The organism is Streptomyces alboniger, assembly GCF_008704395.1.
GTDB lineage: Bacteria > Actinomycetota > Actinomycetes > Streptomycetales > Streptomycetaceae > Streptomyces > Streptomyces alboniger.
In genome coordinates this window covers 5,303,280-5,317,005 of sequence record NZ_CP023695.1, presented here as the reverse complement: position 1 = coordinate 5,317,005, position 13,726 = coordinate 5,303,280, and the positions used below count along the sequence as shown (strand labels likewise).

Sequence of the window (13,726 nt, the reverse complement as noted above, 5' to 3'; positions counted from 1 at the left end):
CCCTTGGCTTCAACCGGCAGGAGACAGCAATGGCAGGCTTCCTGGATCGCGCCAAAGAGCAGGCGCAGCGGGGCCTCACGCAAGGCAAGCAGAAGCTCGACGAGGTCCAGGAGAAGCGCGCGGGCGACGCCCTCCTGAAGAAGCTCGGCGCCGCGTACTACGCGGAGCGCCGGGGCACCGGCTCCCCGCAGGCCACCCAGCAGGCACTGGAGGCCGTGGAGTCCCACGTCGCGACGCACGGCGACGCCTTCTTGCACGGCACCTGACCGGATCGGCTCGCACGGTGCCCGAACAGGCCTCGGATCGATTCCGAACAGCTGGTCCGGGCACCGGGGTTCCGGTACAAGCAGGGCATACGAGGCGGTTCGCACCGGCGGCCGTCGCGCCCCGCAAAGGAGGCGGTCATGGCCCCACCCATGTCCGCGGATCGCTTCTTGGACGCCCTGAAGGACGAAGGCGTGACCGTCGTCGAAGTCGGCGACTGGAAGCACCACAACCGCAACCACAAGGGGCCCTGGGGCCCCGTACACGGCGTGATGATCCACCACACCGCCACCTCGGGCAGCGAGCGCACGGTGGAGATCTGCCGTGATGGCCACCCCTCGCTGCCCGGCCCGCTCTGCCACGGCGTCATCACCAAGGACGGCTGCGTCCACCTCGTCGGCTACGGCCGCGCCAACCACGCGGGCCTCGGTGACGACGAGGTACTGCGGGCGGTCATCGCCGAGAAGCGCCTGCCTCCGGACAACGAGTCGAACACCGACGGCAACCGCCACTTCTACGGCTTCGAGTGCGAGAACCTCGGCGACGGCGAGGACCCTTGGCCGGACGCCCAGCTGGACACCATCGAGAGGGTCTCGGCCGCGATCTGCCGCGTCCACGGCTGGACGGAACGCTCGGTGATCGGCCACCTGGAGTGGCAGCCGGGCAAGGTCGACCCGCGCGGGTTCACCATGGACGAGATGCGGGAGCGCGTCGAGGAACGCCTCAAGTAACTCCGGAGGAGCCAGCTGACTCCGGAGGAGCCGGCGCGGGACTCCTCCACCGAGCCGACCTCTGCCGCACGGCGTGCCGCGGGGGACAATGGCGGGGTGCACCCCACCCCGCCCGACGGTCTGCGCCCCCGGCTCCCGTCGCCGTTGCAGCGCGTAGCGGACGACCGTTTCGACCGCCACGGCGTGCGTCTCTTCCTCAAACGGGACGACCTGATCCACCCGGATCTGCCGGGCAACAAGTACCGCAAGCTCGTCCTGAACCTGCGGGCCGCTGCGGACGCGGGCCATGACACCTTGCTCACCTTCGGCGGGGCCTACTCCAACCATCTTCGGGCCACCGCAGCCGCGGGCCGCCTCCTCGGCTTCGCCACCGTCGGTGTCGTGCGCGGCGACGAACTCGCCGGGCGCCCCCTCAACCCGTCCCTGACCCGCTGTGCGACCGACGGCATGCGTCTGCATTTCATCGACAGATCGACATACCGCGCGAAGAGCGAGCCCGGGACCTTGGCGGCCATCCTGCGCGAGGCGGGGGCGGAGAGCGCGTACGTGATCCCCGAGGGCGGCAGCAACGCCCTGGCCGTGCAGGGCTGCACGGCTCTCGGCGAGGAGCTGCGCGAGCACACCGACGTGGCGGCCGTGGCCTGCGGCACCGGTGGCACGCTCGCGGGTCTCGCCGCGGGACTCGGCCCGGAGCGGCAGGCCTTGGGCATACCGGTCCTCAAGGGTGGCTTCCTGGGCCCGGACATACGGGCCCTGCAACGCGACACGTTCGGCGGGCCGACCGCCAACTGGCGTCTGGACGAGCGCTTCCACTGCGGTGGCTACGCCCGTACGCCGCCCGAACTCATCGCCTTCGCCGAGGACTTCGAGCGCCGCCACGGCGCGGAAACCGCCCTCTCCGTAGAGCACCTCTACGTCGCCAAGCTGCTCTACGCCCTGACCGCCCTCTCCGAAGAGGGCGCCTTCCGGCCCGGCACCCGCCTCACCGCGGTGATCACCGGCGCCGGCGGGGCCCCGGCTCAGTCCTCGACCTCCCGGTAGGCGGCCGCCTCCTCCAGGTCCAGCTTGCGCAGCAGCGTCCGCATCATCTCGTCGTCGATGCGCCGTTCGTCCCGCATCCTCACGAACACCTCGCGCTCCGCGGCGATCGCCTCGCGCGCCAGCCGCCGGTAGGTGTCGTCCGCGGACTCCCCCGTCACGGGGTTGGACTGACCAAGCCGTTCCCACACGGAGTTGCGGCGCCGTTCCAGGACGGTGCTCAGACGGTCCTGGAGGGGTTGTGGGAGGCGATTGCGCTCGTCCCGCGTGAGTTCCTCCAGCCGGGCCTCCGCGGCCTGTGAGGCGGCGTTCTGCGCCTGCGCCTCGGCGAGCGTCTGCGCCTGCGCGTCCCGGCCCGGCAGTTTCAGGACACGGATCAGCCACGGCAGCGAGAGCCCTTGCACGACGAGCGTGCCGATGACCGTGGTGAAGGTAAGAAACAAGACAAGATTGCGGGCGGGGAAGGGCCCCCCGTCCTCCATGGCGAGCGGGATCGAGAAGGCGATCGCCAGCGACACCACGCCCCGCATCCCCGCCCAGCTGACGATCAGCGGCCCGCGCCAGTCCGTGCCGTCCGTGCCATCCGTGTCCCCGACGCTCCCGACGTCCCTGTCGTTCCCCTCGCGCCCCTCACGCCCCTCACGCCTCCTGATCCGCGCCGACACCGCACGCGGCAGATAAGTGGCCGGGTAGGACCACGCGAACCGCGCCACGACGACGAAGACGAAGACCCCGGCGGCGTACCAGGCCGCCTGTCCGACGCTGTACTCACCGAGCCCCTTGAGCACGACGGGCAGTTGCAGCCCGATGAGCGCGAAGACCGCCGACTCCAGGATGAACGCGACGACCTTCCACACCGCGGCCTCCTGAAGCCGCGTCTCGAAGTCGACCTGCCAGGAGCGGTGGCCCAGATAGAGGGCGACGACGACCACGGCGAGCACTCCGGAGGCATGCACCTGCTCCGCGGCGGCGTACGCGACGAAGGGGATGAGCAGCGACAGCGTGTTCTGCAGCATCGCCTCCTTGAGGTGGGTGCGCAGCCAGTGGATCGGCACCATGAGGAGCAGCCCGACGCCGACCCCGCCGACCGCCGCCACAAGGAACTCCTGGACACCGCCCGCCCAGCTCGCGCCCTCCCCGACCGCCGCCGCGAGGGCCACCTTGAAGGCGGTGATCGCGGTCGCGTCGTTCACCAGGGACTCGCCCTGGAGGATCGTGGTGATCCGCGAGGGCAGCCCTACCCTGCGCGCGATGGCGGTGGCCGCGACCGCGTCCGGGGGCGCGATCACGGCGCCGAGCACGAGCGCGGCGGTCAGCGGCAGATCGGGGATCAGCAGATACGCGAGCCAGCCGACGGCGAGCGTCGCGAAAAGGACGTAGCCGACCGAGAGCAGCGCCACGGGCCTGATGTTGGCGCGCAGGTCCAGATAGGAGCTCTCCAGGGCGGCGGTGTGCAGCAGGGGAGGCAGGATCAGCGGCAGCACGATGTGCGGATCGAGGTGGTAGTCGGGCACGCCGGGGACGTACGAGGCGATGAGCCCCGCCCCGACCAGGAGCAGCGGAGCCGGGACGGCGGTCCTGCGCGCGGCCCCCGCCACCACGGCACTCGCCGCGATCAGTGCCACCAGGGGCAGTACATCCATCGGCAGACCCCTCCGCCTTCCGCGTCGCCGTCGTAACCTGGCAATCATGAACGAGTGCCCGCACGTCGCGACACTGCCGCACCCCGAGGTGGCCCCGCTGAGCGAAACGTGCCTTGAGTGCCTGGCGGCCGGCAGCCACCCGGTCCAGCTGCGGCTGTGTCTGGAGTGCGGTCACGTGGGCTGCTGCGACTCCTCGCCCTTCCAGCACGCGACGGCACACTTCAAGGAAACCTCACACGCAGTGATGAGGACCTTCGAGCCGGGCGAGAGCTGGCGTTGGTGCTTTGTCGACGGTTCGATCGTCTGACGCCTGGGTACGTCAACCCGACGCCCGTTCTTTCCAATTGGGCCTGCGAAACCCCTAGCCACTGTGCGTACTCATATGCTTACTATGAGTGACAGCAACGGGACGGGGTCCCCGGGACACGGAGCTGGGGAGCGCGGTAGCGTCACCGCAGAACTACGTGGTGCGTTACCCGTGTGACGCAGTCCGGACCGCCGCTGGACGGCGGTTCTGGAGCCCCGAAAGTGCTTGTACCACCTTGGAGGTGAGGGTGTCCCAGATCGCAGGCGAGCCCGGGAATCAGGACTTCGTGGAGGTCCGCCTTCCGGCTGCGGGTGCCTACCTGTCGGTGCTGCGGACGGCGACGGCCGGCCTCGCGGCGCGTTTGGACTTCACTCTCGACGAGATCGAGGACCTCCGCATCGCGGTCGACGAGGCCTGCGCGATCCTCCTCCAGCAGGCCGTGCCGGGCTCCGTGCTCAGCTGTGTCTTCCGGCTCGTCGACGACTCGTTGGAGGTGACGGTCTCGGCGCCCACGACCGACGGCCGGGCCCCGGAGCGGGACACCTTCGCCTGGACTGTGCTGTCGGCCCTCGCGGGCCAGGTGGACTCCACCGTCGCCGAGGACAACACCGTCTCGATCAGCCTCTACAAGAAGCGCGGCGCGGGACCCGGGCCGGCGTGAGGAACGGGGACGGGCCGGTGCGGGACGAAGAGCGCGGCACACAGGGTCTGCCCGCCGACGGCAGGGAGGGGGTGCGCCGAATGGCCACCGGGATCCCCGAGCAGCAGGCCAAACCTCACCCGGAGGACCTGGGGCAGCCGGGTCCTCTGTCGGTGGCCGATGTGTCGGAGCAGGCAGAGCCGACCGCCAAGGACGAGCTCAAGCAGCTCTCCGGCCGGGGCGGCGGGCGACGGGCGGGAAACATGAGCGAGCACGAGCACAGCCGACACGATCCACGGGACCGCAGCGGCGCACGCGCGATGTTCATCGAGCTGCGCACCCTGAGCGACGGCAGTCCGGAGTACGCGGAGCTGCGCAACCAGCTGGTCCGCATGCACCTGCCGCTCGTCGAGCACCTGGCCCGCCGCTTCCGCAACCGCGGCGAGCCCCTGGACGACCTCACCCAGGTCGCCACGATCGGTCTGATCAAGTCCGTGGACCGCTTCGACCCGGAGCGCGGCGTGGAGTTCTCCACGTACGCGACACCGACGGTCGTAGGCGAGATCAAGCGGCACTTCCGCGACAAGGGGTGGGCGGTCCGCGTCCCGCGGCGTCTCCAGGAGCTGCGTCTCGCGCTGACGACGGCCACGGCCGAGCTGTCCCAGCTGCACGGCCGCTCCCCCACCGTGCACGAACTCGCCGAGAAGCTGGCCATCTCCGAAGAGGAGGTCCTGGAGGGCCTGGAGTCGGCCAACGCCTACTCCACGCTGTCCCTGGACGTCCCGGACACGGACGACGAGTCCCCGGCCGTCGCGGACACCCTGGGCGCCGAGGACGAGGCCCTGGAGGGCGTCGAGTACCGCGAATCCCTCAAGCCACTCCTCGAGGACCTTCCCCCGCGCGAGAAGCGCATTCTGCTCCTGCGCTTCTTCGCCAACATGACCCAGTCGCAGATCGCGCAGGAGGTCGGCATCTCCCAGATGCACGTCTCGCGCCTGCTCGCCCGCACGCTGGCGCAGCTGCGGGAGAAGTTGCTGGTGGAGGAGTAGCGGCCTACTTCTGGTCCTGTACGTTGCCGGGGCCCCGGATACCGAGGGCCTCGGTCGTCGCGGGATTGATCAGAAGCACCAGCGACGCGACGGCCACGATCGCGAGGACGATCCCGGCCGGGATCGCCGCGCTGTCGGCCTGCAACAGCTGCCAGGCCACCGGCAACGCCATGATCTGCGTGATGATCGCGGGGCCGCGGCTCCACCGGCGCAGCTTCATCAGCCCGCGCGCGGCCAGCAGCGGGAGCAGCGCGAGGACGATCAGCGTGATGCCGCCGGTCTCGGCCTGCCGCGGATTGTCGGGCGTACCCGCGAGACCCATCACGAGCATGTACACACCCCCGGCGAGCAGGGCGAGACCCTCCAGCGCGCACAGGGCCGCGGCGGCGGTCAGCCGCCCGGGACGCGGGCCCGAGACGGGCGGCTCCGGGGCTTCGGGGGTGGATTTCCGCTCAGTGCTCACTCCAGCAGGGTAGCTCCGCGTACACGCCCCCCGGCACCTCGGCCCCGGCCGCCGCGGCACCTCGGTCTAGGCCAGGTAAAGACCCCTAGGTAGTCTGCTGCGCATGCGTGCACTTCTCGTGGTCAACCCGGCGGCAACCACCACCAGTGCGCGTACGCGTGACGTACTGGTCCACGCGCTGGCGAGCGAGATGAAGCTCGAGGCGGTCACCACGGAGTACCGCGGGCACGCCAGAGACCTGGGCCGGCAGGCCGCGGAGAGCAAGGACATCGAGCTGGTCGTCGCCCTGGGTGGCGACGGCACGGTCAACGAAGTGGTCAACGGCCTGCTGCACCACGGCCCCGACCCGGACCGCCTCCCGCGCCTCGCCGTCGTCCCCGGCGGCTCCACCAATGTCTTCGCGCGCGCCCTGGGGCTGCCGAACGACGCCGTGGAGGCCACCGGCGCCCTGCTGGACGCCCTGCGCGAGGGCAGCGAGCGCACGGTGGGCCTCGGCCTCGCGGGCGGCACGCCGGGCACGGAGGACGAGGCGGTGCCTTCGCGCTGGTTCACGTTCTGTGCCGGCCTCGGCTTCGACGGGGGCGTGGTCGGCAGGGTCGAGCAGCAGCGGGAGCTCGGCAGGCGCTCGACGCACGCCCTCTATGTGCGCCAGGTGCTCCGCCAGTTCCTCGACGAGCCCCACCGGCGGCGCGGCATGATCACCGTGGAGCGGCCGGGCGAGGACCCGGTGACGGACCTGGTGATGTCGATAGTCTGCAACACCTCTCCCTACTCCTACCTGGGCAATCGCCCCCTGTACGCATCGCCGCGGGCCTCCTTCGACACGGGTCTGGACGTGCTCGGTCTGAAGAAGCTCTCGACGGCCGCGGTGGCCCGTTACGGCACGCAGCTCCTGACCTCCACGCCGGAGCGCGGACCGCACGGTAAGCACGCGGTCACGCTCCACGACCTCACGGACTTCACCTTGCATTCCAAGGTCCCTCTCCCCCTCCAGATGGACGGTGACCACCTGGGGCTGCGGACGAGCGTGACGTTCACAGGCGTTCGCCGTGCACTGCGTGTGATTGTGTGAGTGGAAGGGCCCAAAGTCCTTTCACTCGAACGTTTAGACCAGGGTCCACCCCATGGAAGTACGGCTGTGACCCAGCCGACACTGAGGAATCAAAAAAAACTTTCCTGAAGGGGTTGTATCCGCCGCCGAGGTTTGCGAATCTCTACATGGCGATCGGGACGGCCCGCAACATCGGCCCCACAGAGAGCCAGAACCCCTCCTCCACCACAAGGTCCACACCAGGCGACTGGGCGTCGGCCCTTCCCGCGTCGAGGGATTCGTGAAAGCGTTCACATTCACAAGCAACCTGCATGTAATACCAAGGAGAGGTAGCAGCCATGGACTGGCGTCACAACGCCGTTTGCCGCGAGGAAGACCCCGAGCTCTTCTTCCCCATCGGCAACACCGGTCCTGCGCTGCTGCAGATCGAGGAAGCCAAGGCCGTCTGCCGCCGCTGCCCCGTCATGGAGCAGTGCCTGCAGTGGGCGCTCGAGTCCGGCCAGGACTCCGGCGTCTGGGGTGGCCTCAGCGAGGACGAGCGCCGCGCAATGAAGCGCCGCGCCGCTCGCAACCGTGCACGCCAGGCCAGCGCCTGACGCCCACGCCCCCTACGAGCCTGAGCTTGGCGGCGCGTACAGCGAGTACGCATCTCCCGCCCCCGAGCCGCAGCCGCGCAGTACCCCCGATGCGCATCGCAACGTGAGCAGTGAGCCCCGGACCACATCGGTCCGGGGCTCACTGCTGTGCTCTGCGGCTCGCGATCTGCCGGTCGTCTGCTTGGCGTCTACTTGGCGCCGCTGAGGGGCACGTCGAGGATCACCTGGGTGCCGCGCTCCGGGGCGCGGACCATGTCGAAGGTGCCGCCCAGCTCCCCCTCCACGAGGGTGCGCACGATTTGCAGGCCCAGATTGCCGGAGCGATGCGGGTCGAAGCCCTCGGGCAGACCGATGCCGTCATCCTGGACGGTGATCAGCAGCCGCGCGTCCTTGGTCGTGCCGCCGCGCACCGCGGAGACCTCGACCGTGCCGGTGTCCCCTTCGCGGAAGCCGTGCTCCAGGGCGTTCTGCAAGATCTCCGTGAGGACCATCGAGAGGGGCGTCGCCACCTCGGCGTCGAGGATGCCGAAGCGTCCGGTGCGCCGGCCGGTGACCTTGCCGGGCGAGATCTCGGCGACCATCGCGAGGACCCGGTCGGCGATCTCGTCGAACTCCACGCGCTCGTCGAGGTTCTGAGAAAGCGTCTCGTGGACGATGGCGATGGAGCCCACGCGCCGCACCGCCTCCTCCAGCGCCTCCCTGCCCTTGGCGGAGTCGATGCGCCGGGCCTGGAGTCGCAGCAGCGCGGCGACCGTCTGGAGGTTGTTCTTCACCCGGTGGTGGATCTCCCGGATGGTGGCGTCCTTGGTGATCAACTCGCGCTCGCGGCGGCGGAGTTCGGTGACGTCACGAAGGAGTACGAGAGAACCGATGCGCGGCCCCTTGGGCTTGAGCGGGATAGCGCGCAGCTGGATCACGCCGTCGCCGCCCTCGATCTCGAACTCGCGCGGCGCCCAGCCGCTCGCGACCTTGGCCAGGGCCTCGTCCACCGGGCCGCGGGACGGTGCGAGTTCGGCCGTGGCCCTGCCGAGGTGGTGGCCGACCAGGTCGGACGCGAGGCCCAGCCGGTGGTACGCGGAGAGCGCGTTCGGTGACGCGTACTGGACGATGCCGTCGGCGTCGAGCCTGAGCAGACCGTCCCCCACGCGCGGGGAGGCGTCCATGTCGACCTGCTGCCCCGGGAAGGGGAACGACCCGGCGGCGATCATCTGCGCCAGGTCGGACGCCGACTGGAGGTAGGTCAGTTCGAGCCGCGAGGGGGTACGCACGGTGAGCAGGTTGGTGTTGCGGGCGATCACTCCCAGGACGCGTCCTTCCCTGCGTACGGGAATGGACTCGACGCGCACCGGGACCTCCTCACGCCACTCCGGGTCGCCCTCGCGCACGATGCGGCCCTCGTCCAGCGCCGCGTCCAGGAGGGGGCGGCGGCCGCGGGGCACGAGGTGGCCGACCATGTCGTCCTGGTAGGAGGTGGGGCCGGTGTTGGGCCGCATCTGCGCCACGGAGACATAGCGGGTGCCGTCGCGCGTGGGGACCCAGAGCACGAGGTCGGCGAAGGAGAGGTCGGAGAGCAGCTGCCACTCCGAGACCAGCAGATGCAGCCACTCGAGGTCGGAGTCGCCGAGGGCGGTGTGCTGGCGTACGAGGTCGTTCATGGAGGGCACGTGAGCGAGCGTACCTGTCGCTTACGGCCGGCCCGCCCGGGAGATTCCTCGACCGCGCGGACTCCCGACGAGCCGCGGCGCCAGGGCGGGACCCTCAACCCGCCCACGGCACCGCAGCCCTTCAGGTGCGTCAGCCGCCAGAATGTGCGGTACTGGCCGGCCGACCGGGAGGATCCGACGCGGTCAGGGCAGAGAGCGTCGGGTCCTCGGTCCGCTCTCCTGTGCGGGAAGAGCGGAGGCTTTACCCACGCATTGTGGACTAGACCATTCTGTCATGTCTATGCGTCGGCAGATCTTTGTCGGGGCGGCGCGGGCGTGGTTCCGTCCGGCCGTCAGGCTCCATTCTCCGCTACGGAACCCCGCGGCCACGCCGACATGGCGAGATCGGCCACCGCTTCCAGATCCTCCCTGGTGGCGCCGTCCCTGGCCTGCTGGGACATGCCCTGGAAGACCGCTGCCACGAACCGGGCGAGGGCCGCGGGGTCGGTGTCCGCCGGCAACTCGCCCGTCGCGACCGCCGCGGCGATGCGGGACTCGATGCCCGCCACGTTGGCGTTGCGCCGAGCGCGCAGGGACTCCTCCACCTCCGGCGTCGTGCAGTTGGTGGCCGCGGTGATGACCAGGCAGCCCCGGGGGTGGCCCGGGTCGGTGAACTCGGCCGCGGCTTCCCGCAGCAGCCGCGCCACGGCGCCGCGCGCGGTGGGCTCCTCGTCGAAGGCGCGCCCGCCGAAGGCGCCGTGCGTGACCCCGTACCGCACGACGACTTCGTCGAAGAGGGTCCGCTTGTCGCCGAACGCGGCGTAGAGGCTGGGCGCTCCGATCCCCATCACGCGCGTCAGGTCGGAGACGGAGGTGCCCTCGTACCCGTGCTCCCAGAAGGTGCGGACCGCCTGCTCCAGGGCCGTCTCGCGGTCGAAGGAGCGGGGGCGTCCGCGCTGTTTCGTCGCCATGGAGTGAATTGTATAGCGGGCGCTAGAAAAACGGCTCGGAGTCGGGTACGGTTTTTTTTCTGTAGCGACCACTAGAGAAAGAGGGGGCGTCCGGCATGGGTGCATCCACGGGCAGGCTTGCGGGCAAGACGGCACTGGTCACGGGAGGTAGTCGGGGCATCGGGCGGGGCATCGCCGAGCGGCTCGGGCGGGACGGGGCGCGGGTCGGCGTGCACTACGGCAGCAATGAGACGGCCGCGAAGGAGACGGTGACCGCCATCGAGGAGGCGGGCGGCTCGGTGTTCATGATCGGCGCGGAGCTGGGTGTGCCCGGTGACGCCGAGGCGCTCTGGGCGGAGTTCGACCGGCACGCGGACGGCCTGGACATCCTGGTGAACAACGCGGGCATCGGGCTGTACAGCAGGGTGGGAGAAGTACAGGAGGCGGATTACGACCGTGTGTTCGCCGTCAACACCAAGGCACCCTTCTTCATCGTGCAGCACGGCCTTGACCGGCTGCGCGACGGCGGCCGGATCATCAACATCTCCTCCGGCGTCACCCGCATCGCCTTCCCGATCACCATCGCGTACTCGATGACGAAGGGTGCGGTGAACGTCCTGACCCACACCCTGGCCCAGGAGCTGGGCCCGCGCGGGATCACGGTCAACGCGGTGGCGCCGGGAATCATCGAGACGGAAATGATGGACGGCGCACCCGGGGACCAGCGGACGGAGATGGCCGGGTATTCGGCCTTCAACCGCATAGGACAGCCCGCCGACGTGGCGGACATCGTCTCCTTCGTCGCGTCGGACGACGCACGGTGGATCACGGGTCAGTACATCGACGCGACGGGAGGCTCGGCGCTGGGGCTCTGAGGGGAGCGCCGCGCTGACGGGGGCGGGCGTCCGCCCGGGGGGGTCCACGGGGGCGGTCCACGGGGGCGGCGCTGTGGCGGTGGGCCCGGCGTCAGCGGGTCTCGGTCACCTTCGCCAGAGCCCGCGGCGCGTCCGGGTCCTGGCCCCGGGCGATCGTGACCTCGTAGGCGAGGAGCTGGAGGGGAATGATCTCCAGGATCGGCTGGACCTCCTCGGCGACGCCGTCGGTCGGCAGCACGAATCCGGCCGACGCCTGCTCGACCTGGGCCTTGGGGCCGATGACCACCAGGTCGGCGCCGCGGCCGCGCAACCGGTCGAGGACGGGCTGGAGCGCCTCGCCGCCCCGGCCGTCCGTCACGACCGCGATGACCGGGGAGATGTTGTCGACCATCGCGAGCGGGCCGTGCAGCAGATCGGCGCCGGAGTAGGCGAGCGCCGGGATGTAGCTGGTCTCCATTAGTTTCAGGGCTGCCTCCTTCGCGGTCGGGTAGCCGTAACCACGGGAGGTGATCACCATGCGTTCCGCGAAGCGGTAGCGCGCCGCGAGGGCCTTGACCTCGTCCTGGCGGGCGAGCAGACCGGCGGCCAGTTCGGGCAGCGAGACTGCGGCCGCGCCGTCCGAGCCGCCCAGCCGCTCGACGAAGAGGTAGAGGGCGAGCAGCGACGCGGTGTACGTCTTCGTGGCCGGGAGCGCCCGCTCCGGTCCCGCCAGGATGTCGATGTGATGCTGGGAGACGGCGGCCAGGGGCGAGTCGGGATTGTTGGTCACCGCGAGGGTGATAGCGCCCGCTTCACGGGCGGCCTGGGCGGAGGCCACCAGGTCGGGCGAGCCGCCGGACTGACTCACGGTGACGACGAGGACGTCCCGCAGGTCGGGCTTGGCTCCGTACGCGGTGATGGTGGACATCGAGGCGAGACCGCAGGGCATGCCGAGGCGGACTTCCAGGAGGTACTTCGCGTAGAGCGCGGCGTGGTCGGAGGTGCCGCGGGCGGTGAGCAGGACGAAGCGGGGCTTGCGCTCGGCGACCCGCTCGGCGGTCTCGCGGATCGCCGGGGCACCCGTGTCGAGGAGGCGACGCAGCACCGCGGGCTGCTCGGCCATCTCCCGCGACATGATCCGCCCCGGCCGCTCACTGTCCGGATCCTGAGGAGGCGTGGGGGTCATGCCTCCTACTTTCCCTGGTGGCTGGGTGGGGCGCCTGTGCTGGCGGGGCGCGTTGGCTGGCGGGGGCGCCCTGCTGGGGGCCCTGTGCGGGGGGTCGTTCACTGGCGGGCGCGCCTTGGCTGGGGGGCGTTCACTGAGGGGGTGCCTTCGCGGGTGGGGTGTCCCTCGGGGGCGCCCGAGTCAACGGCCCGGACTGGGGGCCGCTCGGCCGAGAGAGCTGCCTGAATCAGCGGCCCCTGCCAGGGGCGCTCGGCAGCCCGGGGTGACTGAAGCGGGCCGTCGACCGCCCCAGGTACTCGATGGGCAAGGGTGGGATGCGGAGGGGAGCATGAGGTGGGGAAACGGGTGTTCGCTCGGTGCGGCTCTGCTAGATTGGTCTATACCACCAGTCCTCTTGAGTCCCCTCTCCAGATCGGCAGGCCCAGCGTGGAAGTTGTCATCGTCCCGGACGCCAAGGCAGGCGGCGAGCTCATCGCGGAGGCCATGGCCGCACTGGTGCGCCGTAAGCCTGACGCCCTGCTCGGTGTCGCGACCGGATCCACCCCGCTGCCCATCTACGAGGCGCTGGCCGCCAAGGTCGCCGCCGGTGCGGTGGACGCCTCGCGGGCGCGGATCTGCCAGCTCGACGAGTACGTGGGGCTGCCGGTCGGGCACCCCGAGTCGTACCGTTCCGTGGTGCTGCGCGAGGTCGTGGAGCCGCTCGGGCTGAGCGAGGCCTCCTTCATGGGCCCCGACGGCAGCGCCGAGGACGTGCAGGCGGCGTGCGAGGCGTACGACAAGGCGCTGGCCGAGGCCGGCGGGGTCGACCTTCAGCTGCTCGGGATCGGGACCGACGGGCACATCGGGTTCAACGAGCCCTGCTCCTCGCTCGCCTCGCGTACGCGCATCAAGACCCTGACCGAGCAGACGCGGGTGGACAACGCACGCTTCTTCGACGGGGACATCGAGCAGGTTCCCCACCACGTCATCACCCAGGGGATCGGGACGATCCTGGAGGCGCGGCACCTGGTGCTGCTCGCCACGGGTGAGGGCAAGGCGGACGCGGTGGCCGCGACGGTGGAGGGGCCGGTCGCCTCGGTCGTTCCCGCGTCGGCGCTTCAGCTGCACCCGCACGCCACGGTCGTCGTCGACGAGGCCGCCGCCTCCAAGCTGAAGCTCGCGGACTACTTCCGGCACACCTACGCCAACAAGCCCTCGTGGCAGGGGCTGTAGGGACGTTCGGCCGTACGTGACGAAAGGGGCGCCCCGGACCGGGGCGCCCCTTTCGTCGTGCTGGCCGCGCTTCACGTCGTGCAGGTCGCGCGTCAGGGG

Annotated in this window: 15 protein-coding genes; 10 read left to right on the top strand and 5 right to left on the bottom strand. The window is 70.4% G+C overall.

Annotated features, from left to right (window positions below; all coding sequences use genetic code 11):
* Window positions 1-29: 29 nt before the first annotated feature.
* The 3 genes from CP975_RS23880 to CP975_RS23870 all read left to right on the top strand — a co-directional run bounded on the left by CP975_RS23880 (window position 30) and on the right by CP975_RS23870 (window position 2,036).
* A complete protein-coding gene (locus tag CP975_RS23880) occupies window positions 30-266 on the top strand; it encodes a hypothetical protein (RefSeq protein ID WP_055533600.1) in 237 nt (78 codons plus the stop codon).
* Window positions 267-404: 138 nt separating this feature from the next.
* Window positions 405-995 (top strand): N-acetylmuramoyl-L-alanine amidase, encoded by a 591-nt coding sequence (locus CP975_RS23875; RefSeq protein WP_055533602.1) that lies wholly within the window; start codon window positions 405-407, stop codon window positions 993-995.
* A 96-nt stretch (window positions 996-1,091) separates the two neighbouring features.
* Entirely contained in the window at window positions 1,092-2,036 is a 945-nt protein-coding gene (locus tag CP975_RS23870) for a 1-aminocyclopropane-1-carboxylate deaminase/D-cysteine desulfhydrase (protein WP_055533604.1), read from the top strand.
* On the opposite strand, the gene CP975_RS23865 is transcribed toward CP975_RS23870, so the two are convergent.
* Window positions 2,015-3,676, bottom strand: coding sequence for a Na+/H+ antiporter (locus CP975_RS23865; protein WP_055533606.1), 1,662 nt, complete (start codon window positions 3,674-3,676; stop codon window positions 2,015-2,017). The two genes, CP975_RS23870 and CP975_RS23865, sit on opposite strands and share 22 nt — an antisense overlap.
* Window positions 3,677-3,722: 46 nt before the next feature.
* Here CP975_RS23865 and CP975_RS23860 point away from each other — a divergent pair, with 46 nt between their 5' ends.
* The 3 genes from CP975_RS23860 (at window position 3,723) to CP975_RS23850 (ending at window position 5,672) form a co-directional block, all read left to right on the top strand.
* Window positions 3,723-3,983, top strand: a complete 261-nt coding sequence (locus CP975_RS23860) for a UBP-type zinc finger domain-containing protein (protein WP_030780837.1) — start codon at window positions 3,723-3,725, stop codon at window positions 3,981-3,983.
* A 247-nt stretch (window positions 3,984-4,230) separates the two neighbouring features.
* Complete coding sequence (locus CP975_RS23855; RefSeq protein WP_030780840.1) at window positions 4,231-4,644, top strand: ATP-binding protein; 414 nt, start codon at window positions 4,231-4,233, stop codon at window positions 4,642-4,644.
* A gap of 17 nt (window positions 4,645-4,661) precedes the next feature.
* On the top strand, window positions 4,662-5,672 hold the full coding sequence (locus CP975_RS23850) for an RNA polymerase sigma factor SigF (RefSeq protein ID WP_420712241.1): 1,011 nt from the start codon (window positions 4,662-4,664) through the stop codon (window positions 5,670-5,672).
* 4 nt (window positions 5,673-5,676) lie between these two features.
* Here the strand turns inward: CP975_RS23850 and CP975_RS23845 are convergent, their stop codons facing one another.
* A complete protein-coding gene (locus tag CP975_RS23845) occupies window positions 5,677-6,135 on the bottom strand; it encodes a hypothetical protein (protein ID WP_055533608.1) in 459 nt (152 codons plus the stop codon).
* A 103-nt stretch (window positions 6,136-6,238) separates the two neighbouring features.
* On the opposite strand from CP975_RS23845, the gene CP975_RS23840 reads away from it, so the two are divergent.
* Window positions 6,239-7,207 carry a diacylglycerol/lipid kinase family protein gene (locus CP975_RS23840; protein ID WP_055533610.1) on the top strand — a complete coding sequence of 323 codons (969 nt, stop codon included), beginning with the start codon at window positions 6,239-6,241 and terminating at the stop codon, window positions 7,205-7,207.
* A 317-nt stretch (window positions 7,208-7,524) separates the two neighbouring features.
* Window positions 7,525-7,782 (top strand): WhiB family transcriptional regulator, encoded by a 258-nt coding sequence (locus CP975_RS23835; RefSeq protein ID WP_016639615.1) that lies wholly within the window; start codon window positions 7,525-7,527, stop codon window positions 7,780-7,782.
* Window positions 7,783-7,970: 188 nt separating this feature from the next.
* Here the strand turns inward: CP975_RS23835 and CP975_RS23830 are convergent, their stop codons facing one another.
* Window positions 7,971-9,437, bottom strand: a complete 1,467-nt coding sequence (locus CP975_RS23830; protein ID WP_055533612.1) for a sensor histidine kinase — start codon at window positions 9,435-9,437, stop codon at window positions 7,971-7,973.
* Between the two features lie 341 nt (window positions 9,438-9,778).
* Window positions 9,779-10,396 carry a TetR/AcrR family transcriptional regulator gene (locus CP975_RS23825; protein ID WP_055533614.1) on the bottom strand — a complete coding sequence of 206 codons (618 nt, stop codon included), beginning with the start codon at window positions 10,394-10,396 and terminating at the stop codon, window positions 9,779-9,781.
* Window positions 10,397-10,491: 95 nt separating this feature from the next.
* Between CP975_RS23825 and CP975_RS23820 the strand changes: the two genes are divergently transcribed.
* On the top strand, window positions 10,492-11,250 hold the full coding sequence (locus CP975_RS23820) for an SDR family oxidoreductase (RefSeq protein WP_150477323.1): 759 nt from the start codon (window positions 10,492-10,494) through the stop codon (window positions 11,248-11,250).
* Window positions 11,251-11,341: 91 nt separating this feature from the next.
* Here CP975_RS23820 and CP975_RS23815 read toward each other — a convergent pair whose 3' ends face one another.
* The gene (locus CP975_RS23815; RefSeq protein WP_055531086.1) at window positions 11,342-12,415 is read right to left on the bottom strand and encodes an SIS domain-containing protein; all 1,074 of its coding nucleotides are present in this window, start codon (window positions 12,413-12,415) and stop codon (window positions 11,342-11,344) included.
* Window positions 12,416-12,841: 426 nt separating this feature from the next.
* On the opposite strand from CP975_RS23815, the gene nagB reads away from it, so the two are divergent.
* Complete coding sequence (gene nagB, locus CP975_RS23810; RefSeq protein WP_055531781.1) at window positions 12,842-13,627, top strand: glucosamine-6-phosphate deaminase; 786 nt, start codon at window positions 12,842-12,844, stop codon at window positions 13,625-13,627.
* Window positions 13,628-13,726 lie beyond the last annotated feature (99 nt).

Excerpts from the sequence above, each read along its gene's own strand:
- CP975_RS23880 (WP_055533600.1), top strand. The coding sequence starts at position 30 with ATGGCAGGCTTCCTGGATCGCGCCAAAGAGCAGGCGCAGCGGGGCCTC.
- CP975_RS23875 (WP_055533602.1), top strand. The coding sequence starts at position 405 with ATGGCCCCACCCATGTCCGCGGATCGCTTCTTGGACGCCCTGAAGGAC.
- CP975_RS23865 (WP_055533606.1), bottom strand. The coding sequence starts at position 3,676 with ATGGATGTACTGCCCCTGGTGGCACTGATCGCGGCGAGTGCCGTGGTG.
- CP975_RS23860 (WP_030780837.1), top strand. The coding sequence starts at position 3,723 with ATGAACGAGTGCCCGCACGTCGCGACACTGCCGCACCCCGAGGTGGCC.
- CP975_RS23840 (WP_055533610.1), top strand. The coding sequence starts at position 6,239 with ATGCGTGCACTTCTCGTGGTCAACCCGGCGGCAACCACCACCAGTGCG.
- CP975_RS23835 (WP_016639615.1), top strand. The coding sequence starts at position 7,525 with ATGGACTGGCGTCACAACGCCGTTTGCCGCGAGGAAGACCCCGAGCTC.
- CP975_RS23830 (WP_055533612.1), bottom strand. The coding sequence starts at position 9,437 with ATGAACGACCTCGTACGCCAGCACACCGCCCTCGGCGACTCCGACCTC.
- CP975_RS23825 (WP_055533614.1), bottom strand. The coding sequence starts at position 10,396 with ATGGCGACGAAACAGCGCGGACGCCCCCGCTCCTTCGACCGCGAGACG.
- CP975_RS23820 (WP_150477323.1), top strand. The coding sequence starts at position 10,492 with ATGGGTGCATCCACGGGCAGGCTTGCGGGCAAGACGGCACTGGTCACG.
- CP975_RS23815 (WP_055531086.1), bottom strand. The coding sequence starts at position 12,415 with ATGACCCCCACGCCTCCTCAGGATCCGGACAGTGAGCGGCCGGGGCGG.